22 protein-coding genes are annotated in these 23334 nt (G+C 70.8%); 8 read left to right on the top strand and 14 right to left on the bottom strand.

Annotated features, from left to right (window positions below; all coding sequences use genetic code 11):
* Window position 1 precedes the first annotated feature (1 nt).
* From qcrA to ctaE, 3 genes are read right to left on the bottom strand one after another with little or no spacing between them, the layout of a single operon-like run.
* Complete coding sequence (gene qcrA / locus KIK06_RS12840; RefSeq protein ID WP_268643305.1) at window positions 2-1192, bottom strand: cytochrome bc1 complex Rieske iron-sulfur subunit; 1191 nt, start codon at window positions 1190-1192, stop codon at window positions 2-4.
* Complete coding sequence (locus KIK06_RS12845; RefSeq protein WP_442789766.1) at window positions 1185-2174, bottom strand: cytochrome c; 990 nt, start codon at window positions 2172-2174, stop codon at window positions 1185-1187. Before KIK06_RS12845 ends, qcrA begins: the two co-directional genes overlap by 8 nt.
* A 17-nt stretch (window positions 2175-2191) precedes the next feature.
* On the bottom strand, window positions 2192-2818 hold the full coding sequence (ctaE, locus tag KIK06_RS12850) for an aa3-type cytochrome oxidase subunit III (RefSeq protein ID WP_169548899.1): 627 nt from the start codon (window positions 2816-2818) through the stop codon (window positions 2192-2194).
* 482 nt (window positions 2819-3300) lie between these two features.
* On the opposite strand from ctaE, the gene KIK06_RS12855 reads away from it, so the two are divergent.
* Both KIK06_RS12855 and trpD read left to right on the top strand, forming a co-directional pair.
* A complete protein-coding gene (locus tag KIK06_RS12855) occupies window positions 3301-3738 on the top strand; it encodes a hypothetical protein (protein WP_017600025.1) in 438 nt (145 codons plus the stop codon).
* A gap of 227 nt (window positions 3739-3965) precedes the next feature.
* The gene (trpD, locus tag KIK06_RS12860) at window positions 3966-5054 is read left to right on the top strand and encodes an anthranilate phosphoribosyltransferase (protein WP_017600026.1); all 1089 of its coding nucleotides are present in this window, start codon (window positions 3966-3968) and stop codon (window positions 5052-5054) included.
* Between the two features lie 236 nt (window positions 5055-5290).
* Here trpD and KIK06_RS12865 read toward each other — a convergent pair whose 3' ends face one another.
* The 3 genes from KIK06_RS12865 to KIK06_RS12875 are packed head-to-tail and all read right to left on the bottom strand — an operon-like array spanning window position 5291 to window position 8122.
* Window positions 5291-5566: an Lrp/AsnC family transcriptional regulator gene (locus KIK06_RS12865; protein WP_017600027.1), complete on the bottom strand. Its 276-nt coding sequence runs from the start codon at window positions 5564-5566 to the stop codon at window positions 5291-5293.
* A gap of 53 nt (window positions 5567-5619) precedes the next feature.
* Entirely contained in the window at window positions 5620-6384 is a 765-nt protein-coding gene (locus tag KIK06_RS12870; protein ID WP_017600028.1) for a rhomboid family intramembrane serine protease, read from the bottom strand.
* A complete protein-coding gene (locus tag KIK06_RS12875) occupies window positions 6362-8122 on the bottom strand; it encodes a DEDD exonuclease domain-containing protein (RefSeq protein ID WP_268643306.1) in 1761 nt (586 codons plus the stop codon). Before KIK06_RS12875 ends, KIK06_RS12870 begins: the two co-directional genes overlap by 23 nt.
* 133 nt (window positions 8123-8255) lie before the next feature.
* Between KIK06_RS12875 and KIK06_RS12880 the strand changes: the two genes are divergently transcribed.
* From KIK06_RS12880 to KIK06_RS12900, 5 genes are all read left to right on the top strand, one after another.
* The gene (locus tag KIK06_RS12880) at window positions 8256-8537 is read left to right on the top strand and encodes a hypothetical protein (protein ID WP_017600029.1); all 282 of its coding nucleotides are present in this window, start codon (window positions 8256-8258) and stop codon (window positions 8535-8537) included.
* Window positions 8534-9928 carry an NYN domain-containing protein gene (locus tag KIK06_RS12885; protein ID WP_268643307.1) on the top strand — a complete coding sequence of 465 codons (1395 nt, stop codon included), beginning with the start codon at window positions 8534-8536 and terminating at the stop codon, window positions 9926-9928. Before KIK06_RS12880 ends, KIK06_RS12885 begins: the two co-directional genes overlap by 4 nt.
* Before the next feature lie 353 nt (window positions 9929-10281).
* Window positions 10282-11280 (top strand): C40 family peptidase, encoded by a 999-nt coding sequence (locus KIK06_RS12890; protein WP_268643308.1) that lies wholly within the window; start codon window positions 10282-10284, stop codon window positions 11278-11280.
* Between the two features lie 326 nt (window positions 11281-11606).
* Entirely contained in the window at window positions 11607-12674 is a 1068-nt protein-coding gene (locus KIK06_RS12895; protein WP_268643309.1) for a C40 family peptidase, read from the top strand.
* Window positions 12675-12725: 51 nt separating this feature from the next.
* Window positions 12726-13865: a glycosyltransferase family 4 protein gene (locus KIK06_RS12900; RefSeq protein ID WP_268643310.1), complete on the top strand. Its 1140-nt coding sequence runs from the start codon at window positions 12726-12728 to the stop codon at window positions 13863-13865.
* 58 nt (window positions 13866-13923) lie between these two features.
* On the opposite strand, the gene KIK06_RS12905 is transcribed toward KIK06_RS12900, so the two are convergent.
* From KIK06_RS12905 to ctaC, 4 genes are all read right to left on the bottom strand, one after another.
* A complete protein-coding gene (locus KIK06_RS12905; RefSeq protein ID WP_268643311.1) occupies window positions 13924-15219 on the bottom strand; it encodes a L,D-transpeptidase in 1296 nt (431 codons plus the stop codon).
* Between the two features lie 177 nt (window positions 15220-15396).
* Window positions 15397-15822, bottom strand: coding sequence for a cytochrome c oxidase subunit 4 (locus tag KIK06_RS12910; protein ID WP_017600035.1), 426 nt, complete (start codon window positions 15820-15822; stop codon window positions 15397-15399).
* 13 nt (window positions 15823-15835) lie between these two features.
* The gene (ctaD, locus tag KIK06_RS12915) at window positions 15836-17509 is read right to left on the bottom strand and encodes an aa3-type cytochrome oxidase subunit I (RefSeq protein ID WP_268643312.1); all 1674 of its coding nucleotides are present in this window, start codon (window positions 17507-17509) and stop codon (window positions 15836-15838) included.
* A complete protein-coding gene (gene ctaC, locus KIK06_RS12920; RefSeq protein WP_442789767.1) occupies window positions 17506-18534 on the bottom strand; it encodes an aa3-type cytochrome oxidase subunit II in 1029 nt (342 codons plus the stop codon). The genes ctaD and ctaC overlap by 4 nt, the downstream gene beginning before the upstream one ends.
* Before the next feature lie 395 nt (window positions 18535-18929).
* Here ctaC and KIK06_RS12925 point away from each other — a divergent pair, with 395 nt between their 5' ends.
* Complete coding sequence (locus KIK06_RS12925; protein WP_040690288.1) at window positions 18930-19184, top strand: sulfurtransferase TusA family protein; 255 nt, start codon at window positions 18930-18932, stop codon at window positions 19182-19184.
* A 154-nt stretch (window positions 19185-19338) separates the two neighbouring features.
* On the opposite strand, the gene rpsD is transcribed toward KIK06_RS12925, so the two are convergent.
* The 4 genes from rpsD to KIK06_RS12945 form a co-directional block, all read right to left on the bottom strand.
* Entirely contained in the window at window positions 19339-19950 is a 612-nt protein-coding gene (gene rpsD / locus KIK06_RS12930) for a 30S ribosomal protein S4 (RefSeq protein WP_017600039.1), read from the bottom strand.
* A gap of 333 nt (window positions 19951-20283) precedes the next feature.
* Entirely contained in the window at window positions 20284-21255 is a 972-nt protein-coding gene (locus KIK06_RS12935) for a carbohydrate kinase family protein (RefSeq protein WP_017600040.1), read from the bottom strand.
* 221 nt (window positions 21256-21476) lie between these two features.
* Complete coding sequence (locus KIK06_RS12940) at window positions 21477-21824, bottom strand: HesB/IscA family protein (RefSeq protein WP_017600041.1); 348 nt, start codon at window positions 21822-21824, stop codon at window positions 21477-21479.
* A 345-nt stretch (window positions 21825-22169) separates the two neighbouring features.
* Window positions 22170-23279, bottom strand: a complete 1110-nt coding sequence (locus tag KIK06_RS12945) for a glycerate kinase family protein (RefSeq protein ID WP_268643313.1) — start codon at window positions 23277-23279, stop codon at window positions 22170-22172.
* Between the last annotated feature and the right edge of the window lie 55 nt (window positions 23280-23334).

Below are 23334 nucleotides of genomic sequence, written 5' to 3' on the forward strand. Positions count from 1 at the left end.
ACTAGTCCTTCGCGTAGTCCCAGAACGTCGGCCCGGGCGGCTCGGTGAAGTCGCCCGTCGCGACCAGGTAACCCTCGTCGTCGACGCCGATCGGCAATTGCGGAAGGGGACGGTGCGCCGGACCGAACACGACCTCGGCGGCGTTGGCCGCGTCGAAGGTCGACTGGTGGCACGGGCACAGGATGCGGTGCGTCGTGCGCTCGTACAGCGCCGCCGGGCAACCCACGTGGGTGCAGATCTTGGAGTAGGCGACGATTCCGTTGTGCGTCCAGTTGATCCGCGGCTCGTCCTGGCCCTCGACCGTCTCGGTCATGCCCGACTTGTAGTCGCCCTCCGGGATCTTGATCAGGAGGATGACCGACTTGGCCTTGTCGTTCAGGCTGAGGTGGTAGTTCTCCGCGTACCGCTCGGACTCGCCCTCGCCCTCACCGTGGTCGCCCTCACCGTGGCCGCCCTCGTGCACGACGTAGGGCAGCGCGGTGATCATGCCGTTGGGCTCGGACTCCAGGTCCTCGGCTCGGATGAACCGGTCGGTGCCCTCGACCACCATGCGCACGCCGTCCGCCCAGGGGGTGTCCCTGAGCTTGTCGCCGGGCAGGGGGCCGGTGTCGCGCAGGAGCACGATCGGGGCGATGCCCAGCGGCAGCATGGCGGCGATGAGCGTCCGCCGCATCAGCGGACGCTTGGTGAAGCCGCTCTCGTCGGCGCTCTTCATGAAGAAGGCGCTGAAGGAGCTCTTCTCCTCGTCGTCGGAGGGCAGGTCGTCATAGGGCGAGGAGACCTCGTAGTGGGGCATCACCCTGCGCGCCCATACCGTCATACCCGCGCCGATACCGAACAGCGCCAGGGCGAGCGTGCTGCCGAGCAGCACGTTCGAGTACTGGCCGATCCGCGGGTCCGCGATCGCCGGGACGTCCTGCGCGTTCGGCGGGAACAGGTAGTAGGAGACCAGGAAGCCGATACCGCCGAGGAAGGCGATGACGAACCACAGCGAGGCGATCTTCTCGCCCCGGCGCTGGACCTCTTCCGGGTGTGCGTGGGTCTCGGAGGCCGGATAGGGGCCCTCGTGCTCGGCCTCGGCGGAGGCGGTGGAGACCACGCTCTCCTCGGCCTCGGAGGACGGGGTGCCGAGCACGCGCTCGGGACCGTCGGCTCCGGCCTCGGTGTTGTCGTTGTTGTTGTTCTCAGTCATGTGCACGCTGCTTCGCGGTGATCCAGATCGCGCAGGCGATGATCAGTGCCAGGCCGATGGTCCACGAGATGAAGCCCTCGGCGACCTGACCGACGCGCGCCAGGTCGAAGACGCCGCCGGCGTTCGGCTCGGCCTCCAGGGTCTTCACGTACGAGATCAGCTCCTGCTTCTCGTCGGACGTGATGACCGTGTCGGAGAACATCGGCATGGCGCCGGGGCCGGTGACCATGGCCTCGTAGATCTCGCGCGCGCTGGCGTCGCGGATCTGGGGAGCCCAACGGCCGTCGGTGAGGGCGCCGCCGCCACCGGACCAGCTGTGGCAGTGCGCACAGTTGGTCAGGTACAGCTTCATGCCCAGCTCGGTGTCGTCGGCACCGGCGATGTAGGCCTCGTACTCCGCCTCGAACTCCTCGAGCGCGGCCTCGTACTCGGCTTCGGCTTCCTCGACGGCCTCGTGGTACTCGTCCTCGGAGTCGAAGTCGGCGCGGTTGACGCTGAACTCGTCCCGTTGGGGGGCGGTGTCCGGGACGTCGTAGGGGATGTCCGCGCCGCTCTGGCCGTCCCTGATCTGCGCGTTGTAGTACGCGATCAGGTTGACCAGGTCCTCCTCGGACATGGCCATGGGCTTGCGCGGCATCTGCGCGTCCGGGTTCGCCGACGGCATACGGCCGGTGCTGACCTGGAAGTCGATCGCCGCGGGGCCGACCTCACGCAGGTCCGGGCCGATGACGTCGCCGTCCTCGGTCCGCATACCGGAGCCGTCGTAGTTGTGGCACGTGGCACACGTCTGGTCGAAGATCTCGCGGCCCTCGGCGACGTCGACGTCCTCGGGGGACGGCGCGTCAGCGGCGAGGGTCTGCGCCTGCGCCTGGTCGGTGGTGGGGGCCAGTGCGGCGTACCCCACCCCGAACAGGGCTAGCGCGAGGATGACGACGACATACCCCGCCAGGGGATGCCGTCGCCGCGCGGTAATCCATTTCACGGTTTCCCCGTTTCGGGTTACTGGATGAAGTAGATGGTGAAGAACAAAGCGATCCAGACCACGTCGACGAAGTGCCAGTAGTAGGACACGACGATCGCGCTGGTCGCCTGCTGGTGGGTGAAGCGCTTCGCGGCGTACGTGCGTCCCAGCATGATGAGGAACGCGATCAGCCCACCGGTGACGTGAAGCCCGTGGAAGCCCGTGGTCAGGTAGAACATCGACCCGTAGGCGCTGGACTGGAGAGTCAGGCCCTCGTGCGCGATGAGCACGTAGTACTCGTAGGCCTGTCCGAGAACGAAGAACAGGCCCATGAAGAACGTCAGGAAGAACCACGCGCGCAGCTTCTTGACGTCACCGCGCTCGGCGGCCCAGACGCCGGCCTGCGCGGTGAAGCTCGAAGCCACGAGCACCACGGTGATCGCGGTCGCCCACGGCACGTTGAGGTGCGTGTCCGGCCACGGCCCCAGTTCGGGGTTCCCGTTGGTCACCGATCGGATGGTGAAGTACATCGCGAACAGCGCTGCGAAGAACATGAGCTCGTTGGCCAACCACACGATGGTGCCAACGCTCACCAGGTCAGGACGCTTTGCCGCACCATGCTCTGGTGTCGGTGTTGTTTTGAGGTTCGCGGTTGCTGTCGCCACGGGAGCATTATTACGGCATCTCGCGGAGACCCGTACTCGACCCCCCGTAAGGGGGCGGATCAGTACCGGTTTCGACCATCCGGACGCCCCGGACCGGGGCGTTCACCGTGACTCGCGCGTTACTGTACCGACTCGGCCGCCGTTCGTGCGTCAGCGACCCGCCCACAGCCGCCGACAGGCGTGATCCTGGGCGGCTGAGGCGATCCGTACCCCGGCGGAAACCGCTCCAATCCACCTCCGCCAACGCGCAGGTATCGAAACGGTCACCGTTGCACAACGCCACGCGCGGGGCGGGTGAGTACACCCCCCGGGAGTGCTGGCATCCTGGGAGTGTCGAAGGTCTCAACCCCGGAGCCCCGGCCCCACCGGGCCCTGGGCACCGGGAGCGCGAGGCAATAGAGTCGATGACGAGAGAACCAACGAACGCCCGGCCGCGCCCCCTCGACGGCGGCCGAGGACCGACGTGATGGGACGGTTGCGCGATGGTGGTCAGCGGTACGGACACGGGTGCCCGGATGCGCGTGCTGGTCTACAGCGACAAGGCTGAGACCCGCGAGCAGGTGCGCATGGCCGTCGGCCGCCGCCCGGCCGCCGACGTGCCCCGCGTGGAACTGGTCGAGTGCGCGACCGCGCCCGTCGTGATCCGCAGGCTGGAGTCGACCGACCCCGCCGAGCGCATCGACGTGGCGATCCTCGACGGCGAGGCCGCCCCGGTCGGCGGCATGGGCCTGTGCCGCCAGCTCAAGGACGAGATCTTCCGCTGCCCGCCGGTCCTGCTCCTGGTGGGCCGCCGCGACGACGGCTGGCTCGCGACCTGGTCGCGGGCCGAGCAGGTGGTGAGCCACCCGATCGACCCCGTCGCGCTGGCCGAGTCCCTGGCGGAGCTGATGCGTCAGCGCGCCGCCGCCCTCAGCGGGTGACCCGGTGGGCGCCCCCACGACTCTGAGCGACCGAGAGAACGCCGACAGGGAGATGCGTCGGCGTTCCGTCGTGCACGGAGCACTCAACCACGGTGCGGACACCGGGCGATGGCGTGGCCACGCCCCGTCCCTTCCCCTGGGGCGTTGAGCACCGGTCGGCCGCCGTCGCGCGCCGCCGTCTCCGTACGCCCCCACGCCCGAACCCGCACCGTGGAGTCGAAGAGAAGATGAACACCGTCCCGCCCACCGCTTCCGACGACCAGTCCGCCGTCACCGAGCGGACCTGGTCCAACCTGATCACCGCCCTTCTGGGCGGGGTGACGCTCAGCGCCGCCGACACGGCCTGGGCGATGAACGAGATCATGTCCGGATCGGCGACCGACGCGCAGATCGCCGGATTCGCCATCGCGCTGCGCGCCAAGGGCGAGAGCGTGTCCGAGGTGACCGGCCTGGCCAGGGGCATGCTCGACAACGCCGTCCGCGTCAGCGTTCCCGGGCCGACCCTGGACATCGTCGGGACCGGCGGCGACCGCGCGCACACCGTGAACGTGTCGACGATGGCCGCGATCGTGGCGTCGGCGGCGGGCGCGCGCGTGGTCAAGCACGGCAACCGCGCGGCCTCTTCCTCCTGCGGGACCGCGGACGTCCTGGAGCGGCTCGGCGTGGTCCTGGACCTGCCCCCGCGGCTGACCGCCCGGGTGGCGGAGGAGGCGGGCATCACCTTCTGCTTCGCGCCGCTGTTCCACCCGTCGCTGCGCTACGCCGCCAAGCCGCGGCGCGAGTTGGCCGTGCCGACGGTGTTCAACTTCCTGGGGCCACTGACCAACCCGGCGCGGCCCACCACCTCGGCGATCGGGGTGTTCGACGAGCGCATGTGCGAGGTGATCGCGGGGGTCTTCGCCGGTCGCGGTTCCTCGGCGCTGGTGTTCCGCGGTGACGACGGCCTGGACGAGCTGACCACGTCGACCACGTCGACGGTGTGGGTGGTCAGCGGCGGCGAGGCACGCCGGGAGCGACTGGACCCGGCGGACCTGGGGATCGGGCGTTCCGCGCCCGACGCGCTGCGCGGGGGCGACGTGGAGTTCAACGCCCAGGCCGTGCGCGACCTGCTCGCGGGCCGGCGCGGCCCGGTGAGGGACGCGGTCCTGCTCAACGCGGGCGCGGCGTTGGCGGCCGTGGACGGCGTGGAGGGCTCCCTGGTGGAGGCCGTGCGCGCGGGTTACGAGCGCGCCGCCGCAGCCGTGGACAGCGGAGCCGCCGAGCGGGCGCTGGCCGCGTGGGTGGAGACCAGCCAGGGCCTGGCCAAGCAGGTCTGAGACCGCCCCGGCCGGGCCCGCGAGCTTGCGAGCGCGCGAAGAGCACGGCGAGGGGCGTACGGGGTCCTGCAGGACGAGGCAAGCCGCCAGCGAGGAACGAGCCAGGCGCCGCCGAGGACGAAGGATCCCCGTTCCCCACGCCCCGAGCCCCGACGCGAGCTTGCGAGCGCGCGAAGAGCACGGAGGGGCGCGGTGTCCGGGTGTCCGGACTCCGCGCCCCGCGTCGTTCCGGTGTCCTACCAGCCCAGGGCGAAGGCGGACTCCAGGTCGTGCTTGGAGTAGGCCTGGAAGGAGATGTGGGTGTCGGAGGAGATGACTCCGGGCACCTTGTTCACCCGGCCCGGGATCACCTCCGCCAGGTCCTCGTGGCGGCGGACCCGCACCATGGCGATGAGGTCGACGCCGCCGGTGACCGAGTAGACCTCGCTGACACCGTCGATGTCGGCGATCGCCTCGGCGACCTCGGGGATGCGGTGGACGTCGGCCTTGATCATGACGATCGCGGTGATCACGGTGCCTCCATGGCGGGTCGGCGCGGGACGGGCCCCGGGCGAGGGGCGCACCGTCAGTAGACGTCGGACAGCCGCGTCCCGGAGCGCCATCGCAACCGGTAGACCACCAGTCCCGCGGCCACCCCGGCGAGGAATCCGTACACGTGCGCCGCGTAGGCGACGTTGGACCCGCCTCCCGGAGTGGTGGAAGTGGTGACGTAGAGAAGATACTGAACCGCGAAGTAGCTGCCCACCAGGGCCCACCCGGGCAGCCGCATCGGGATGACGACGAACACCAGCGTGGTCACCCTGCTGCGGAACTGTACGACGAGGTAGGCGCCGAGCACGCCGGAGATCGCCCCGGAGGCCCCGACCATGGGGATGACGCCCTCGGTGTCCACCAGCGCGTGCCCGTAGGCGGCGGCCAGGCCGGTGACCAGGTAGAGGATGAGGAAGCGGAGGCGGCCGATCCGGTCCTCCACCACCGGTCCGAAGACGAACAGGTACACCATGTTGCCCAGCAGATGGGCCGCGCCTCCGTGGACGAACATCGAGGTGAACACGGAGAGCCAGACGGACTTGCCGTCCAGCGCCCCGCACTCGGGTGTCATGGGGGGTGCCAGGTCGGTGCGGCCGAGCATCTCGTCGGGGACCGCGCCCCAGCGCATGAAGTAGTGGTCGATCGCGCAGAACCGCTCGGCGAGTTCGACCGGATACCAGACCGCGGTCATCGCCAGCGGGGACGCCAGGTAGGCGAGCACGTTCACCGCGATCAGCGTGTAGGCGACCACGGGGGCGCGGCGGACCGGGTAGTCGTCATTCAGCGGAAGCGCGGCCATGCGCCCAGTGTGTCATTCCGGTGTGGGCCTCCGCGCCGCGCAGCGGGCAGGTCCACTCTCCCTCGATCTCGACCAGCCTGGTGGCGGGGTGGACGAGCCAGTCGAGGATCAGCTCGGTCTCCTCGGCGGTGGCCCGCGGGGTGGGCCCGACCCCGGCCGGGACGCGTTCGGCGGTGGCCGTGAGCGAGGTCAGGAAGGCCGCCGGGTCGGTGCCGGGGGTCAGGACGGCGCTGGCGGCCAGGCGGCCGTGGCGGACGACGCAGGTCTCCCACCCCGTTCCTCCGGGACGCGAGGCGACCAGGTGCGGGACGGCGGCGATGGCGGACAGGCGTTGCGCGCGCCGGGCGCCGCGCAGGAACGCCACGAGCCGGTCGCGGTGCGCGGCCGCCTCCTCGTAGCGCAGGTCTGCGGAGAGTTCGGCGATGCGACCGGTGTGGGCGGTCATGACGGGTCCCGGGTCCCCGGTCATCGCGGAGCGGGCGGCGTCGGCGTGGACGGTGTAGCCGGCGTGGCTCTCGGTGCCGTCGCACGGAGCGCCGCACCGGCCGAGTTGGGCGAGGACGCAGGGCTCGACCAGCCGGTCCCCGGCGCGGGAGGCCAGCGGCCGCCCACCGGGGACCGGGGTGAACGTGTGGGTGCACTGGCGCAGCGGGAACGCGTGCAGGAGCGCCTCCTTGGCCCGTTCGGCCTCCTTCGCCGAGGAGTAGGGGCCCAGGTAGGGGGCGCCGTCGTCGCGGACCGCGCGCACCACCGACAGCCGGGGGTAGGCGTCGGTGGTGAGTTTGACCCAGAAGACCCGTTCGGGGTTGCGCGACCTGCGGTTGTAGGGCGGTTTGCGCTCGGCGATGATCCGCAGCTCCCGGACCGAGGCCTCCAGGTCGGTCGTGCAGACGATGGGGGTGACGCCCTCCACGAGCGCGGTCATCTCCCGGATGCGCTGGCGGTTCTCGGCCGCGGTGAAGTACGACCGCACGCGTCGGCGCAGGTTGGCGCTCTTGCCCACGTAGAGGGTGGCGCCGCGCGCGTCGGTGAGGACGTACACCCCCGGTTCCTCGGGCAGGTCCTCGGCCAGGTGGCGCCGGGCCCGCTGGGCGCGGCTGGCGGGCTTGGTGACCGCGCGCAGCTCCTCCAGGCTCTGCACCCCGGCGGGGGCGAGGCGCTCGATGAGTCCGTGCAGGACCCCGACGGTGGCGCGGGCGTCGTCCAGGGCGCGGTGGGTGGGGGTGGTGGTCACGCCGAAGTGCGCGGCGAGCGTGCCGAGCCGGTGGTTGCGGACCTGACCGCGGTCGAGCGCGGCGCGGGCCAGCCGCAGGGTGTCCACGACCGGGGGGTCGGGCCACCGCTGGCCCAGGCGTTCACAGGCGGCCCGGAGGAAACCGGTGTCGAAGGCCGCGTTGTGCGCGACGAACGCGGTGTCGGGCTCGGCGGTCAGCAGGGCCAGCAGGTCGGGGAGGACCTCCTCCAGGGAGGGGGCCGTGGCCACCATGGACTGGGTGATGCCGGTCAGGAGGGTGATGTTGGCCGGGATGAGGGTGCCGGGGTCGACCAGTGTGGAGAACTCGTCCAGGACCTTCCCGCCACGCGTCCTGACCGCGCCGATCTCGGTGATGCGGGACCGCTTGGCGCTGGTCCCGGTGGTCTCCAGGTCCACCACGACGAACGTCGTCGCGGCCAGCGGAGTGCCGAGGTCGACGATGCTCGTTTGGACGCCGGTGGACGCCGCGGACTGTGGAACCACGCGGTCAGGGTAGTCGGGGCCGCCGACCGAATGACCGACGAATACGGTCTGACCTGCCCGACATGGAAAGATGGGGGTGAAGGGGCTGAAGTGTCCTTGCGCCCCAAGATGAGCACGATCGAAGGAGGAAACCGTGGGGATCGCGATGCCGGGTGACAGTGAACGGTGGCGGTGCACCGGGTGCGGCAACCTCACGCGGTTCGACGTGACCCGCACGGTCCGCTCCGAGGACTTCGTCCACCAGGATCTGGCCGGTCGCGGCCTGGTCGAGGAGCGGTCGGTACTCACCGAGACGGTGGAGCGGGTCCGGTGCCGTTGGTGCGGCGCCACTGACAGCGTGGAGATCGTCCCCCGCCCCGACGCCGACGGCTCGGCCGCCGACGCCTCGGCTGAGAGCACGACGGGTCGGGCATGAGCGCCCGCCCGGAGGCGGGCGGCGACTCCGACGACTCGGAGCCGCTCGGCCGGGACGAGGGGTCGGACCGCGGGGAGCGGGCCGACGCCGAGGACGAGCGGCTGCGCAGACCCCTACCGGAGCAGGTCCGGGCGAGGGTGGTCGAGTACGGTTCCGACGTGCTGGGCGGCATGCCCACGAGCGAGCTGCCCCCGCTGCTGCGGCGGGTGGCGCGGTTCGAACCGCGCCGCCGCGCCCGGCTGGCCGGACCCCAGATCGCCGCGCAGTTGGAGACCGACGACGACTTCCGGGGGCGGGTGGCCGCCCGGGTGGACCAGGTCTGGCCCGAGCTGGCCGAGGGGCTGCGCTCGGGCGTCGTCCCACCCGCCGCCGACCCGGTGGCGGTGGCGGCCTGCGCCTACCTGCTGCGCCCTCGGGGGTGGCCGGAGATCATCGAGGGCGTCCACACCGAGTTGGAGCGCCAGAGCAGCGCGAAGGAGGCGGACGAGACCGCCGAGGCGCTGGACGCGGTGCGTCGGCAGCTGGACGAGACCAAGCACGGCCACCAGGCCGACCTGGAGCGGCTGCGCGGCCAGATCCGGGGGCAGCGCGCCGAGATCTCCGAGCTGCGGCGCAAGGTCCACACCGAACGCCAGCGCGCCAAGGAGGCCAAGGCCAGGGCCGAACGCGCCCTGGCCGAGACCGCGGACCGGGAGAGTGAGTCGGCGACCCAGGTCAGTGCCCTGGAGTCGGAGAACCGACGGCTGCGCTCCCGGTTGGCGGAGGCCGAGGCCCAGGTGGAGAGCGCCCGCCGCGCGGTGCGATCGGAGCGCAACGCCGACGAGGCGCGGCTGCGCGTGCTCCTGGACGTGCTGGTGGAGGCCTCGCACGGACTGCGTCGCGAACTGGCCCTGCCCACGTCCCTGGACAGCCCCGCCGACCACGTCGCCGAGGCCACGCGGGAGCAGCGCCGAGTGCCGTTGGGCGGACTGCCCGACGACGACCCGGGACTGCTGGAGCACCTCCTGACCGTTCCGCGCGTGCATTTGTTGGTGGACGGCTACAACGTCACCAAGACCGGGTACGGAACGCTGCCGCTGGCCGACCAGCGCACCCGCCTGCTGGGCTCCCTGGAGGGGTTGGCGAGCCGGACCAAGGCCGAGATCACGTGCGTGTTCGACGGCGCGGACGTCGACACCCCGCCGGTGGTCGCCCAGCCGCGCCGGGTTCGGCTGCTGTTCAGCGCGCCCGGGGAGACCGCCGACGAACTGATCGTGCGGCTGGTGCGCGCCGAGCCGCCGGGGCGGCCGATCGCGGTCGTGACCTCGGACCGGGAGATCGTGACGGCCGTGCGCTCGGCCGGAGCGCGGGCGGTACCGTCACCGATCTTCCTGCGCAGGTTGGAGCGGTAGGAGTGACGGGGTCGTGCCCGGCGGTGGCGGCACGACGACCACACAGGTTCGTTACCTCTTCGTGACCATGGGTCGCGCACGTGTGTCTGCCTGGAACAACACCACTGGTGGGGTTCGGGTGGCCGCGTGCGCGGTTCCGTGTGTACTGGGTCCCATGGTTGAGGGGTGCGGTACCGTCCGCTAGGTTCTTTCCGGAGCGTGAGTGCTCTACCGGGTAGAACGCGACACTTGTGCCCGCCGCCCGGTCGGATCCCCTCGCTCACGCGCGTCCGCGCCCCCGCGCGGACGGCCTCCCCCGTTGTCTCCCCAGCACCCCCGTGCGGATGTCCCTACCCCAAGGAGCGTGGACCGCCATGAAGAACCCCGGTGGTCGGCGTACGGCTCGCCGACTCGCGACGACCGGTCTCGGTGTGGTCGTCGCCGGAACCCTGATCTCCCCCGGAACCGCCCACGCGGAGCCGACCCAGGAGGAGGTCGAGGACCGCATCGAGGAGCTCAACCAGGAGGCCGACGCCGCGGTCCAGGCCTACAACGAGGCCGAGGAGGACCACGAGACCGCCAAGACCCAGTACGAGGAGCTGGACGAGCAGGTCGGCGACGAGGAGGAGCGCTACAACGAACTGCGCGAGCGCGTCCAGCAGTTCGCCAGCGCCGCCTACCAGTCGGGTGACCTGGACTCCACGGCCAACATCCTGACCTCCGACGGCCCCGAGGCCCTCCTGGAGCAGAACGACGACCTGAACTACCTGTCGGAGCAGCAGCTCGCCCAGCTGGACGAGTTCGGCGAGTCCTCCGAGCGCCTGTTCTCGCTCAAGGACGAGGCCGAGGAGGCCCTGGAGGAGGCCGAGGAGGCCCTGGAGGAGGCCGAGGAGGCCAAGGACGAGGTCGAGGAGGCCATCGCCGAGCAGGAGGCGCTGCTGGCCCAGTTCCCCAGTGCCGACGCCTCCACCGACGGCGCCGACGACACGCCGGGCGGCTCCTACACCGGACCCGCCTCGGGCAGCGCGGGCGCGGCCCTGGACTTCGCCTACGCGCAGATCGGCAAGCCCTACATCTACGGCGGCACCGGCCCAAGCGGCTACGACTGCTCCGGTCTGGTGCAGGCCGCCTGGCGCGCGGGCGGGGTCAACCTGCCGCGCACCACCTACGCGCAGGCCGAGGTGGGCCAGCGCATCTACGACATGAACGCGCTCCAGCCCGGCGACATCATGTTCTTCAGCAACCTGGGCCACGACGGCCTGTACGCGGGCAACGGCCAGATGGTGCACGCCCCGCGCACGGGGCGCAACATCGAGGTCGTGGGACTGGCCGCCTACTGGGCGGGCAAATTCCAGTTCGCCGTCCGTCCCTGACGGCGCCCCAGATCTCAGCGAGGGCCGTCACCCGTCCGGGTGGCGGCCCTCGCGCCGTCCGGGGTGCGGCCCGTCACAACATATTTCGGACACCTACGGCGATCCGCCCGAAGGTAACGAATCAGTTGAGACCGGAGTGAAGGATGCACTAGTGTTCATCGCCGAGCGTGGTCGCTCCTCTTCACCGCCCCCTGGTGGTGACGGCCTCGCCCGGATCGGGCACACCCCCACACCGTTTCGGCTGGCGCCGTTCACTGCCCGAGACCCGCCCGGTTCAACCCTCGGCCCCGGACGGCCGGACCCGAGGGGAGAAAGGTGTCCCCACCGTGTCTGCTTGCCCTGCCCCCAGCGGCCGCCGCGCCGCGATCATCTCCTCCCTCACCGCCGGTGTCCTCCTCGTTCCCACCGCCGCCCTCGCCGAGCCGTCCGTCGAGGACGTACGCGAGCAGATCGAGGCCCTGGACGAGGAGTTCGGCCGCCTCAACTCCGACTACAACGAGGCGCAGGAGACCCACGAGGCCGCCGAGGCGCGGCTCGAGGAGATCAGGGCCGACCTGGAGGACACGCGCGAGACCGTCGACGAACTCGGTCTGAGCGTGCGCGCCCTGGCCAACCTCGCCTACACCGGCGCCGACCTGACCTCCCCCGCCCAGCTCTTCGGCGCCACCGGCCCCGAGGACATGCTGGCGCACGAGGCCGACCTGACCTACCTCTCCGAGCAGAACGACGACGACCTCGCGCTCTACGTCGAGGAACTGGAGTACCTGGAGTCGCTGGAGGTCGAGGCCGTCGCGACCGAGGAGGAGGCCGCGCAGGCGCTGGAGGAGGCGGAGGAGGCCACGGAGGAGGCCGAGGAGGCCATCGCCGAGCAGGAGGAGCTCCTGGAGGAGCTCACCGCCGAGGAGCGCGCCGAGGCCACCCAGAACACGACCGGTGGCGGCAGCGGCGGAGGCGGCGGCAACAGCGGGAGCGGAGGCGGCAACGGGGGAAGCACGGGCTCGTCCGGCGGCGGCGCCACCTACACCGGTCCGGCCTCCGGCAACGCGCGCACCGCGTTGAACTTCGCCTACAACCAGATCGGCAAGCCCTACGTCTGGGGCGGCACCGGCCCGAACGGCTACGACTGCTCCGGACTCGTCCAGGCCGCGTGGGGAGCGGCGGGCGTGCGACTCCCCCGCACCACCTACGACCAGGTCAACGCGGGTACCCGGGTCTCCTGGAGCAACATGCAGCCCGGTGACCTGATCTTCTTCCGGGGCCCCAACCCCACGCACGTCGGCATGTACGCGGGCGACGGCATGATGGTGCACGCCCCGAACTCACAGAGCACGATCTCCGAGGTGAGCCTCAGCGGCTACTACCAGTCGGTGTTCTACGCCGCCGTCCGCCCCTGACCGGGTGCGCCCACGCGGCACGGGCGCGGCCGCGACCCTAGACTCGCGTCCGTGCCGCGAACCCTGATCATCACCAACGACTTCCCGCCGCGCCCCGGGGGGATCGAGTCCTTCGTCCACGAACTGGCCCTGCGCCGCCCGGACGACTCGGTCGTCGTGTACTGCTCCTCACCCGCCGACCGCGACGCGCGGGCCGACCCCGACTTCGACCTGCGCCAACCCTTCCCCGTCGTGCGCGACGGCGCCCGCGTCCTGCTGCCCACCCCGCGGGTGGCGGCACGGGCCCGGGCCATCGCCGGCCTGGAGGGGTGCGACACGGTCCTGTACGGCGCGGCCGCCCCCCTCGGCCTGGTGGCGGGCACCCTGCGCGAACACGGCACCGTACGGCGCCAGGTGGCCCTCACCCACGGCCACGAGACCGGCTGGTCGGCGCTGCCCGGGGCCCGCGAGGCGCTGCGGCGGATCGGCGACACCACCGACACCGTCACCTACCTGGGCGAGTACACCCGCCGTCGGCTGGCCCGCGCCCTGTCCCCAGGGGCCGCCGACCGCATGCGCCGCCTCGCCCCCGGCGTGGACACCGAGCGCTTCCGCCCCGGGGCGGGCGGCGAGGAGATCCGCGCCCGCCACGGACTGGGCGGGCGCCCGGTGGTGGTGTGCGTGTCGCGGCTGGTGCGGCGCAAGGGTCAGGACACGCTGCTGCGCGCCTGGCCGCGCGTCCTGGCGGACGTGCCCGACGCCGCGCTGCTCGTCGTCGGGGACGGGCCCGACGCGGAGCGGCTGCGCTCGGCGGCGCGCGGCATGGACTCCGTGGTCCTGACCGGCGCGGTGCCCGCGGAGGAGCTGCCCGCCCACTACGACGCTGGAGACGTGTTCGCCATGCCGTGCCGGACTCGGCGGGGCGGACTGGACGTCGAGGGACTCGGCATCGTCTACCTGGAGGCGTCGTCCACCGGGCTGCCCGTCGTCGCCGGTGACTCCGGCGGGGCCCCGGACGCGGTGCTGGCGGACGAGACCGGGTACGTCGTCGACGGCTCCCTGCCCGGACCCACCGCGCGGGCGCTCATCCGCCTGCTGCGCGACCCCGACCGAGCCGCCCGGATGGGCGCACGGGGCCGGGAGTGGGTGTCGCGGGAGTGGAGCTGGGACAGGGTCTCCCAGCGCCTCGACGCGCTCCTGAGCGCTCCCTGAACGCCTGGCCCGAGCGCCGGGCCGGAGCGAAGCGCAGCGCAGGCCCAAGCGAACACGGCTACAGGTCGTCGCCGTGGACGGAGCCGGGGGTACCGGAGCCGTCGGTCACCTGCGGCTCGCCCGTGACGCTGTGCTCCAGCCACTCCTCCCACGACCGCTGGTAGAAGCCCCAGCCGTTGTCCCACTCCAGTTCGCGGGAGGTGCCCGTGGTCACCAGCAGATCCCCCATGAGGGACCGCTCGTAGAACCACCGGGCGTCGGCCACCGACATGTTCGTGCAGCCGTTGGAGGCGTTGGCGCGGCCCAGGTTGCCGAGGTTCCACGGGGCGGCGTGGGTGAACTCACCGCTGTTGGACGTGCGCACCGCCCAGTCGACGTCGAGGCGGTAGTAGCCGGGTGAGCCCTTGGGGATGCCGACCGTGGCCGAGTCCATCACCAGCGTCGCGTACTTCTCCATGGTCACGTGGATCCCGGACGTGGTGGTGTTGAAGCGGCGCAGGCCCTTGCCGTTGCTCACCGGGATGGTGCGCACGGCCTCACCGTCCACCGCCACCCGCATGCGGTGGTCGGGCACGTGCATGGTGGCGACCAGCTCACGGCCCACCTCGAACTCGATGCGCCGGTCGCGCGTCCCGTACACACCCTCCGCGGCCTCCACGCCCGCCAGGCGCAGGTCGACGCTGACGCGCTGGTAGGGCTCCCAGTACTCTCGGGGCCGGAAGACGGCGGTCTCGTCGTCGAGCCAGTTCCATGCGCCCTCGGTCGCCTCCTCCGAGGTGACCTCCATGGAGTTCTCCACCTGCCGCTTGTACTCGACCGGCTGGTCGAAGGTGACGACCACGGGCATGCCCACGCCCACGACGTCGCCCGTCCTGGGAAGGTTCGCGGCCAGTTCGAGCCGGTGCTCCCCGTCCACGCCCGCGGTGGCGAACTGGGAGACCACCTCGGTCTCTCGGCCCGTCCCGTCCTCCGCCGTGGCGTACACGCGCACGGAAGCGCCGGGTCTCAGGTTCCAGTCGCTCACCCAGGAGGTCCGGTCCTCGCTCAGGTCCCCCTCGGCCGCCGCGTCCGTCTCCCCACCGCCGCCCGCGGCCACCGGCCGCGCGGTCCCGGGCTCCGCCGGTTCCTCGTGGGCGGCCTGCTCGATCCGCACGTCGGTGATGGTCCCGTCCTCGACCGAGACGCGCACGGGGGTGTTCGGCGGCACGGAGGCCCGCCCCGGGGCCGGGGTCACGGTGATGCGCGGACCGCCGCCGGGTTCCGCGCTCTCCCCTCCTCCGGTGGTGCAGGCCGTCGCCACGAGGACGGCCACCGCCGTTCCAGCCACCGCTGACCGGGAAACTCGACCGCTCACGCCAGGACCTCCCGCCTTACGAAGGGGTCGCCGCGGTACCGCCGCACAAGGCGAACCCCGGTGGCCGGACGGGTTCCGCTGACACGGAACCCTCCGGCCACCGGGGCGGCGACCTCTATATCCTACCCTGAGCGATGAACCAAGTACAGAAGGTGATCATCTGGGCGGGTCAGGACATCAGTGCTGGAACTCCTTGCGGTAGTACTCGAAGACCCAGCCGATGGCGGTGAGGGTGACGGCCAGAGCGCCGATGAACACCATCCACCAGCCGATCGCCACACCCACCGCCATGAAGGCGATGGCCAGCGCGACGAACAGCGGCCACCAGCTGTGCGGGCTGAAGAACCCGAACTCTCCGGCGTTCTCGGCGATGTCGCCGTCCAGCCGCTCCTCCGCGGGAAGGCCGTGGAAGTGCTCGCTGCGACGGGCCGCCTGCCAGAGCCAGAAGCCGATCATCCAGCCGAAGCCGATCGAGACCACCAGGGCGGTCGAACCGGTCCACTCGATCGAGCCCGTGTCCTGGTAGGACCAGTACATGTACAGCAGGGCGGCCAGACCGAAGAAGGTCGATACGCCCATGAACAGATAGGCCTGCATCTTCATCGTGAGCTCGCCCCTACTCCTTCGTGACGCCCACCGGGACGGCGCCCGGGGCCGCGGCGTGCGGGTGGTTCAGGTCGAACGCGGGACGCTCGGAGCGGATCCGCGGCAGCGACGTGAAGTTGTGCCGCGGCGGCGGGCAGGAGGTCGCCCACTCCAGGGAGCAGCCGTAGCCCCACGGGTCGTCGACGGTCACCTTCGGCGCCTTCTTGGCCGTGATGTACATGTTCCAGAAGAAGATCAGCGTCGAGGCGCCCAGCACGAACGACGAGATCGACGAGAACTGGTTCAGGTCGGTGAAGCCGTCCGTGGGCAGGTAGTCGGCGTAGCGGCGGGGGAAGCCCATCGCGCCGAGCCAGTGCTGCACCAGGAACGTGCCGTGGAAGCCCAGGAACAGCAGCCAGAAGTGGACCTTGCCGAGCCTCTCGTTGAGCATCCGCCCGGTGAACTTGGGCCACCAGAAGTAGAAGCCCGCGAACATCGCGAAGACCACGGTGCCGAACACGACGTAGTGGAAGTGGGCCACCACGAAGTAGGAGTCGGTGACGTGGAAGTCGATCGGCGGTGAGGCCAGCAGCACACCGGTCAGACCACCGAAGAGGAAGGTGACCATGAAGCCGATCGTGAACAGCATCGGCGTCTCGAAGCTGAGCTGTCCGCGCCACATCGTGCCGATCCAGTTGAAGAACTTCACACCGGTCGGGACCGCGATGAGGAAGGTCATGAACGAGAAGAACGGCAGCAGCACCGCGCCGGTCGGGAACATGTGGTGCGCCCACACGGTCACCGACAGGCCGGCGATCGCGATCGTCGCGCCCACCAGGCTCTTGTAGCCGAAGATCGGCTTGCGGCTGAACACCGGCAGGATCTCCGTCGCGATACCGAAGAACGGCAGCGCGATGATGTACACCTCGGGATGGCCGAAGAACCAGAACAGGTGCTGCCAGAGGATGGCGCCGCCGTGCTCGGGGTTGTAGACCTGTGTTCCGACCATGCGGTCGGCGCCCAGGGCGATCAGGGCCGCGGTCAGGACCGGGAAGGCGATGAGCACCAGGACGCTGGTGAGCATCGTGTTCCAGGAGAAGATCGACATGCGGAACATCGTCATGCCGGGGGCGCGCATGCACAGACCGGTGGTGATGAAGTTGACCGCCGCCAGGATGGTGCCCAGACCGGACACCGCCAGGCCGAGGATCCACAGGTCGCCGCCCAGGCCCGGGGAGCGGACCGCGTCGGACAGCGGGGTGTAGGCGAACCAGCCGAAGGCCGCCGCGCCGCCGGGGGTCAGGAACCCGCTGACGACGATGAGGCTGCCGAACAGGTACAGGTAGTACCCGAACAGGTTCATCCTCGGGAACGCCACGTCCGGTGCGCCGATGTGCAGCGGCATCATGATGTTGGAGAACCCGACGAACAGCGGGGTCGCGAACATCAGCAGCATGATCGTGCCGTGCATGGTGAACAGCTGGTTGAACTGCTCGTTGGACATGAGCTGCATGCCCGGGGCGAGCAGCTCGGCCCGCATGAGCAGGGCCAGCACGCCGCCGAAGAGGAAGAAGGCGAACGAGGTGATCAGGTACATGTACCCGATGACCTTGTGGTCGGTCGACGTCAACCAGTTGACGATGATCGACCCCTTGCGCGACGGTGCCTGACCTTCGGTGCGCGCTTTACTCACGGTGGTGGTCATGACTCGTCATTCTCCTCGGCGTCGGCCGACCCGGTGTCGTCCTCGGTGTCCTCCGCCTCGGCTTCGTCACCCTCGTCGGTCGCCTCGGTCTCCTCCTCGGCGGCCTCGGTGCCCTCGGCCCGCTCGGAGGCCTCGTCATCGTTGGCGGCCTCGGCGTCTGCCTGGGCCTGGGCGGCGGCCTCGTCCAGCTCGGCCGCCTCCCGCTCCGCGAGGGCGGTCTGTTCGGCGGCCCACGCGTCGTACTCCTCCTGGGAGACGACCTCGACGTTGAAGAGCATGCGGGTGTGGTCGGCGCCGCACAGCTCGGCGCAGCGGCCGATGTACTCCCCGGAGGTGCCCTCCTGGAGCTGGACCTGGAAGGCGTTGTCCCGGCCGGGGATGACGTCCATCTTGAACGCGAACTCCGGGATCCAGAACGAGTGGATGACGTCCGTCGCCCGGAGGTCGAAGTGCACGACCGCGCCCTCGGGGAGAACGAGGGTGGGCTGCGTCGAGGGGTCGGCGCTGCCGGTCGGGTCGGGGGTACCGACCTCGGAGAACTGCACCTCGCCGCCGTCGTCCAGCGTCTCGTCCAGGTAGTTGAACTGCCAGGCCCACTGGAAGGCGACGACCTCGACGTGGACGTCGGCGGGCTCGTCGGTCTCCAGCAGGTAGGCCTGATCGCGCGCGGTGAAGTAGAAGAGCACCGAGATGACGACGATCGGCAGGATGGTGTAGAGCGCTTCGATGGGCATGTTGTACCGCACCTGCGGCGGCAACTGCTCAGAGCGCTTGCGGTGGAAGATGACCGACCAGATGATCAGTCCCCACACGAGAATGCCGACCGCGAACGCCGCCACCCAGGAGCCCTGCCAGAGCGAGAGAACCCGCTCGGCCTGCTCGGTGATCGGCTCCGGCATGCCCAAACGAGTGAGCTCGTTCGACGCGCAGCCGGTCGCGGCCAGCCCCAGCACGGCGAGCGCGGCGCCGCGTGGTGCCCATCGGCGCGTCTTGGAGCGCCGATTCTCTTGGCGGGTCGGACTCACGGATTGCCTTCCCAGCGGTGAAGCCCGCGGATCGTCCGCGGGCGGCCTAAGTATCCAAAGCTTGTCAGGGGGAAACATTATCGCGAACCGTCCAGCGTCCTGTTCATGGGCTGACCTGGTCAGCGTGTTGCCAGACAGCCTTTACGGGACGCGCGGCGGCACACGGAGCCGGGCCCGTTCGCCCGCGGAGGGCAACCCTCCCGGCTGGCTACGAGGCGCGGCCCGGCGCGTCCCCCCGGGCCCCCGTCCGCGATCGTTCGCCGTCGACCGGCGCGCGGTGCGCGAGGCGGGACCAAGGTGAGCGTATCGCTGGGTTTACGACGCCCTTAACCGGGTTCGCCTTAGTCGGAGGAGCGGGTCAAGATTGGGACACAGGACGACGACACCGCGGGGGGATGACCGTGCCCGAGTATCCGAACGAGCGACCTTTGGTGACCGTGGAGGCGGTCGGCCGCAAGTGCCCGATCCCGATCCTCATGCTCGCCCAACGCCTGCACGAGGTGCCCATCGGCTCCGTCATCGCCGTCACCGCGGACGATCCCGCCGCGAAGGCGGACATCCCCGCCTGGTGCCGGATGAAGATGCACGACTTCGTCACGGAGGAACCCCTGACCCGGGGTAGCGCTTATCACATCCGCCGCAGGTACTGAAAGGCCGCCCCTGGTCGCGGTTGCGTTGCGGTAACGATGTGCCTCCTCCGGAACCGGCGGGTGGCGCACACCACGCCGTGGACGCGCCAGAGGCCGCGCGGACGGCGAACGTCCACACGGCCTCTGCCCGGCTCGGGGCTGGGAACAGCCCTGTCTAGCGAGCGTAGAACTCGACGACGAGCTGCTCGTCGAAGGGCACCGGGATCTGCTCACGCTTGGGGCGGTCGACGACCGCGATGCGCAGGTCCTGGTGGCTCACGGCGAGGTGGCCGGCGATCTTGTCGTCGGCGTGGACGCCCTCGGCGGCCTCGACGAACGGGACCATCTGGCGGGACTTCTCCCGCACGCTGATGATCTGGCCCGGCTTGACCTGGAAGGACGGGATGTCGACCTTCTTGCCGTCCACGGTGATGTGGCCGTGGTTGATGAACTGGCGGGCGGCGTAGATCGAGGCGGCGAAACCGGCGCGCAGCACGACCGTCGCCAGGCGCAGCTCCAGCTCGGCGAGCATCTCCTCACCGGTACGGCCGGGGCGCTTCTTGGCGTTCTCGTAGACGCGCAGCAGCTGCTTCTCGGTCAGGTCGTAGTACCAGCGCACCTTCTGCTTCTCCGCCTGACGGACGGCGAAGTCGCTGCTGTTGCGGCGGACACGGCGACCGTGCTCACCGGGCGGGTACGGACGCTTCTCGAAGTAGCTGACCGCCTTACGGGTCAGCGGGGTGCCGGCGCGCCGGGACAACCGCACCTTCGGTCCGGTGTAGCGCATGCGTAGTCCTTTCACAGTGAATCCGGGAATCCCAGGTAAGGCTGGCCTAGATCTGGGAGGCGCCTACGGCGCCCGAGTCCCGCCGACGGTGCGGCTGGGACGGGTTCCCACCGTCGCGGCGACCCCGCGCGGACGGCTTGGGCTCGGAAAAGCCCGGCACGCGTTTCAGCGCACCGGGTGGCACGGGGCTCCCCGTGCTGGTCGGCGGAGGCCGACCGTCGGGCAGCGGCCCGGTCCAGGACCGGGTCGTGCGGGTCGCGACTTACTACTCTACGGGTTCGCGGACACCGCCCCGACCAGGACGGCGCGTCCAGGCCGGGGCGGCACGGCGGATCACACGAACGGAGCGACCTCGGCGGCGACCTCGGAACCGTAGGAGCGCTCCAGGCGCTCGGTCAGGGAGGCGCCGGTCAGGGAGTACTCCTGGGGTCCGTCCGCCTCCAGGCAGTGCGCGGCCGTGGCGTTGCCGACCTGCGCGGCGCGCTCCAGGGGCAGGCCCCACGAGTGGGCGGCGAGGAAGCCGGCCCGGAAGGCGTCGCCCATGCCCGTGGGGTCGACGAGTTCGCCGACGGCGGCGGACGGGACGTGCACGCTCGGCTCGCCCTCGCGGTCGATCCGCGCGCCCTTGGCTCCCAGGGTCGTGACGCGGGTGCCGACCAGTTCGAGGATCTCCTCGTCCGACCATCCGGTCTTCTGTTCGGCGAGCGCCTTCTCGTACTCGTTGCTGAACAGGAAGGCCGCCCCCTCGATCAGGGAGCGGACCTGCTCGCCGTCCATACGGGCGAGCTGCTGCGAGGGGTCGGCGGCGAACGGGATGGAGCGCGACCGGCACTCCTCGCTGTGGCGGACCATGGCGGCCGGGTCGTCGGCACCGATGAGGACGAGGTCGAGGCCGCCGACACGGTCCGCGATGGGCTGGAGTTCGATGTTGCGGGCCTCGGCCATGGCGCCCGCGTAGAAGGAGGCGATCTGGTTCTGGTCGAGGTCGGTGGTGCAGATGAAGCGAGCGGTGTGCCGCAGTTCGGAGATATGGACCGCGGAGGTGTCGACGCCGTGGCGGTCCAGCCAGGAGCGGTACTCCTCGAAGTCGGTGCCCGCCGCGCCCACGAGCACGGGGGTGAGGCCGAAGCCACCCATACCGAAACAGATGTTGGCGGCGACCCCGCCGCGCCGTACGTCCAGCTCGTCGATGAGGAAGGAGAGGGACAACTGCTGGATCTGGTCAGGGATGATCTGCTCCGAGAACCGGCCCTGGAAAGTCATCAGGTGGTCGGTGGCGATGGATCCGGCAACCGCGATACGCACGGGACGAGGGCTCCTTGCTGGGAGGCGTCAGTCGGTGTCGACTCGATGGGCGCGGTCGCGCCCGTTCGGACCGCCCCAGGGTATACAGCGACTCACCGTTCTCGGGAGGAGACCGGCCGGAACCGGGCATGGCGGAGGGGAGGGCGGTCGTGGCCGCCCTCCCCTCGGGCACCGTGCCCCGGTTGGCCCGGGGTCAGGGGGATCGCCGTGTGGCGTGGCGCCTAGTTGAAGGAGTCACCGCAGGCGCAGGAACCGGTCGCGTTGGGGTTGTCGATGGTGAACCCCTGCTTCTCGATGGTGTCGACGAAGTCGATCGTGGCACCCACGAGGTAGGGGGAGCTCATCCGGTCGGTGACGACCTCGACCCCGCCGAAGTCGGTGACCACGTCCCCGTCGAGGTCACGCTCGTCGAAGTAGAGCTGGTAGCGCAGCCCCGAGCAGCCGCCGGGCTGGACGGCGACGCGGAGACGCAGGTCGTCGCGGCCCTCCTGCTCCAGGAGCGCCCGAACCTTGGCGGACGCCTCGTCGGTGAGGATGATCCCCTCGGTGACCTCGCTCTGAACCGTCATGTTGTAAAGCTCCTCTGGAAAGGGGTCGCGGCTGCCTGGCCACCCCGGGTGGCGTACGGGACGGACCCGCCTCGACGGATCCGATCCTCCTCAACGGGTGTCAACGTCCGGGGTCGATACCGCATTCCGCCGCGCGGCGGCTGTGTTCTCCCTGCCGCCGTGGCCCCTGATCGTGGAGTGGCCACGGCTACGCACGATATCTGTGTGCGGTTCCAGGGTAATCCTCCCACCCGTCGCCCGCCACCGCCCAGGGCGCCGCTTCGCGGAAGGGCTGGGGCACCCTCAACCGACGCCTGACGGCGCAGCGCCCCCCACTTCGTCGCCCGCCACCGCCCAGGGGCGGTCTCAGCGCGACCAGCGGCGGGCGATGTCGGCGGCCATCGAACGCAGCTCATCGGCCGAGCGGCCCATCGCGGCCTTCACCGAACCCGCCGACTCCACCAGGGAGTAGGTCTCCGTGATACCGGCCGCGGCCGCCTCGGCGCGGCCGACCTTGACCGCACCGGCGGTCACCACACACGGAACCCCGTACTCACTGGCCATGCTCGCGACTCCGTGCGGAAGCTTGCCCCGCAGGGACTGCGAGTCGAAGGAGCCCTCACCGGTGATGACGAGGTCCGCGTCGGAGAGGCGTTCAGCCAGGCGGACCGCCTCCAGGACGCGCCGGACACCGGACTCCACGGTGCCGCCCAGCAGGAGCAGGCCGAAACCGAGACCGCCCGCGCCTCCCGCGCCGGGGGTGTCGCGGATCTCCCCCCGCGGGTCGACCCGGTCGGCGAACGCGGTCAGTGCCGCGTCCAGGCGCTGGACCTGGTCGGGGTCGGCACCCTTCTGCGGGCCGAACACGGCGCTGGCCCCGTGGATGCCCAGGAGCGGGTTGTCGACGTCGGTGGCGGCGATGAGGCGGACCCCGGACACGGCCCGGCGGGCCGGTTCGAGGTCGACGCCCTCGGGTGTGTCCGCGAGGGGGCCGCCGCCGTGGCTGAGAGCGGCGGCCGGCCCGGCGCCGAGGGCCGCCAGCATGCCCGCGCCGGCGTCGTTGGTGGAGCTGCCGCCCAGGCCGACGACGACGGTCGTGGCGCCCGCGTCGACCGCTCGGGCGATGAGCTCGCCCACACCGTGACTGGTGGTCCGGCCGGGGTCCCGGTCGACGGCCGGGACCAGGTGGAGCCCGCAGGCCTGCGCGCTCTCCACGTAGGCGGTACCGGTCCCGGTGTCCAGGAGGTACTCGGCGGTCACCGGCGTGCCGAGGGGACCGGTGACCCGGGCCTCGTACACCTTGCCGCCCAGGGCGGCGTGCAGGACCTCGACGAAACCCGGGCCACCGTCGGAGAGCGGAAGCAGCTCGGTCGTGGCGGAGGGATCGGTCCGGTGCCACCCGTCGGCGACGGCCTGAGCGGCCTCGACCGCGGAGAGGGTTCCGGCGAACTTGTCTGGGGCGATGACGATACGCACGTGGCCATTGTGCCGGTCAGTCCGCGGTCGCACCAGACCTTCGGAGCAAATTTAT

The sequence above is a fragment of the Nocardiopsis sp. EMB25 genome (assembly GCF_026797795.1).
GTDB lineage: Bacteria > Actinomycetota > Actinomycetes > Streptosporangiales > Streptosporangiaceae > Nocardiopsis > Nocardiopsis lucentensis.

Excerpts from the sequence above, each read along its gene's own strand:
- qcrA (WP_268643305.1), bottom strand. The coding sequence starts at position 1,192 with ATGACTGAGAACAACAACAACGACAACACCGAGGCCGGAGCCGACGGT.
- KIK06_RS12855 (WP_017600025.1), top strand. The coding sequence starts at position 3,301 with ATGGTGGTCAGCGGTACGGACACGGGTGCCCGGATGCGCGTGCTGGTC.
- trpD (WP_017600026.1), top strand. The coding sequence starts at position 3,966 with ATGAACACCGTCCCGCCCACCGCTTCCGACGACCAGTCCGCCGTCACC.
- KIK06_RS12870 (WP_017600028.1), bottom strand. The coding sequence starts at position 6,384 with ATGGCCGCGCTTCCGCTGAATGACGACTACCCGGTCCGCCGCGCCCCC.
- KIK06_RS12885 (WP_268643307.1), top strand. The coding sequence starts at position 8,534 with ATGAGCGCCCGCCCGGAGGCGGGCGGCGACTCCGACGACTCGGAGCCG.
- KIK06_RS12890 (WP_268643308.1), top strand. The coding sequence starts at position 10,282 with ATGAAGAACCCCGGTGGTCGGCGTACGGCTCGCCGACTCGCGACGACC.
- KIK06_RS12910 (WP_017600035.1), bottom strand. The coding sequence starts at position 15,822 with ATGAAGATGCAGGCCTATCTGTTCATGGGCGTATCGACCTTCTTCGGT.
- ctaD (WP_268643312.1), bottom strand. The coding sequence starts at position 17,509 with ATGACCACCACCGTGAGTAAAGCGCGCACCGAAGGTCAGGCACCGTCG.
- KIK06_RS12925 (WP_040690288.1), top strand. The coding sequence starts at position 18,930 with ATGACCGTGCCCGAGTATCCGAACGAGCGACCTTTGGTGACCGTGGAG.
- rpsD (WP_017600039.1), bottom strand. The coding sequence starts at position 19,950 with ATGCGCTACACCGGACCGAAGGTGCGGTTGTCCCGGCGCGCCGGCACC.
- KIK06_RS12940 (WP_017600041.1), bottom strand. The coding sequence starts at position 21,824 with ATGACGGTTCAGAGCGAGGTCACCGAGGGGATCATCCTCACCGACGAG.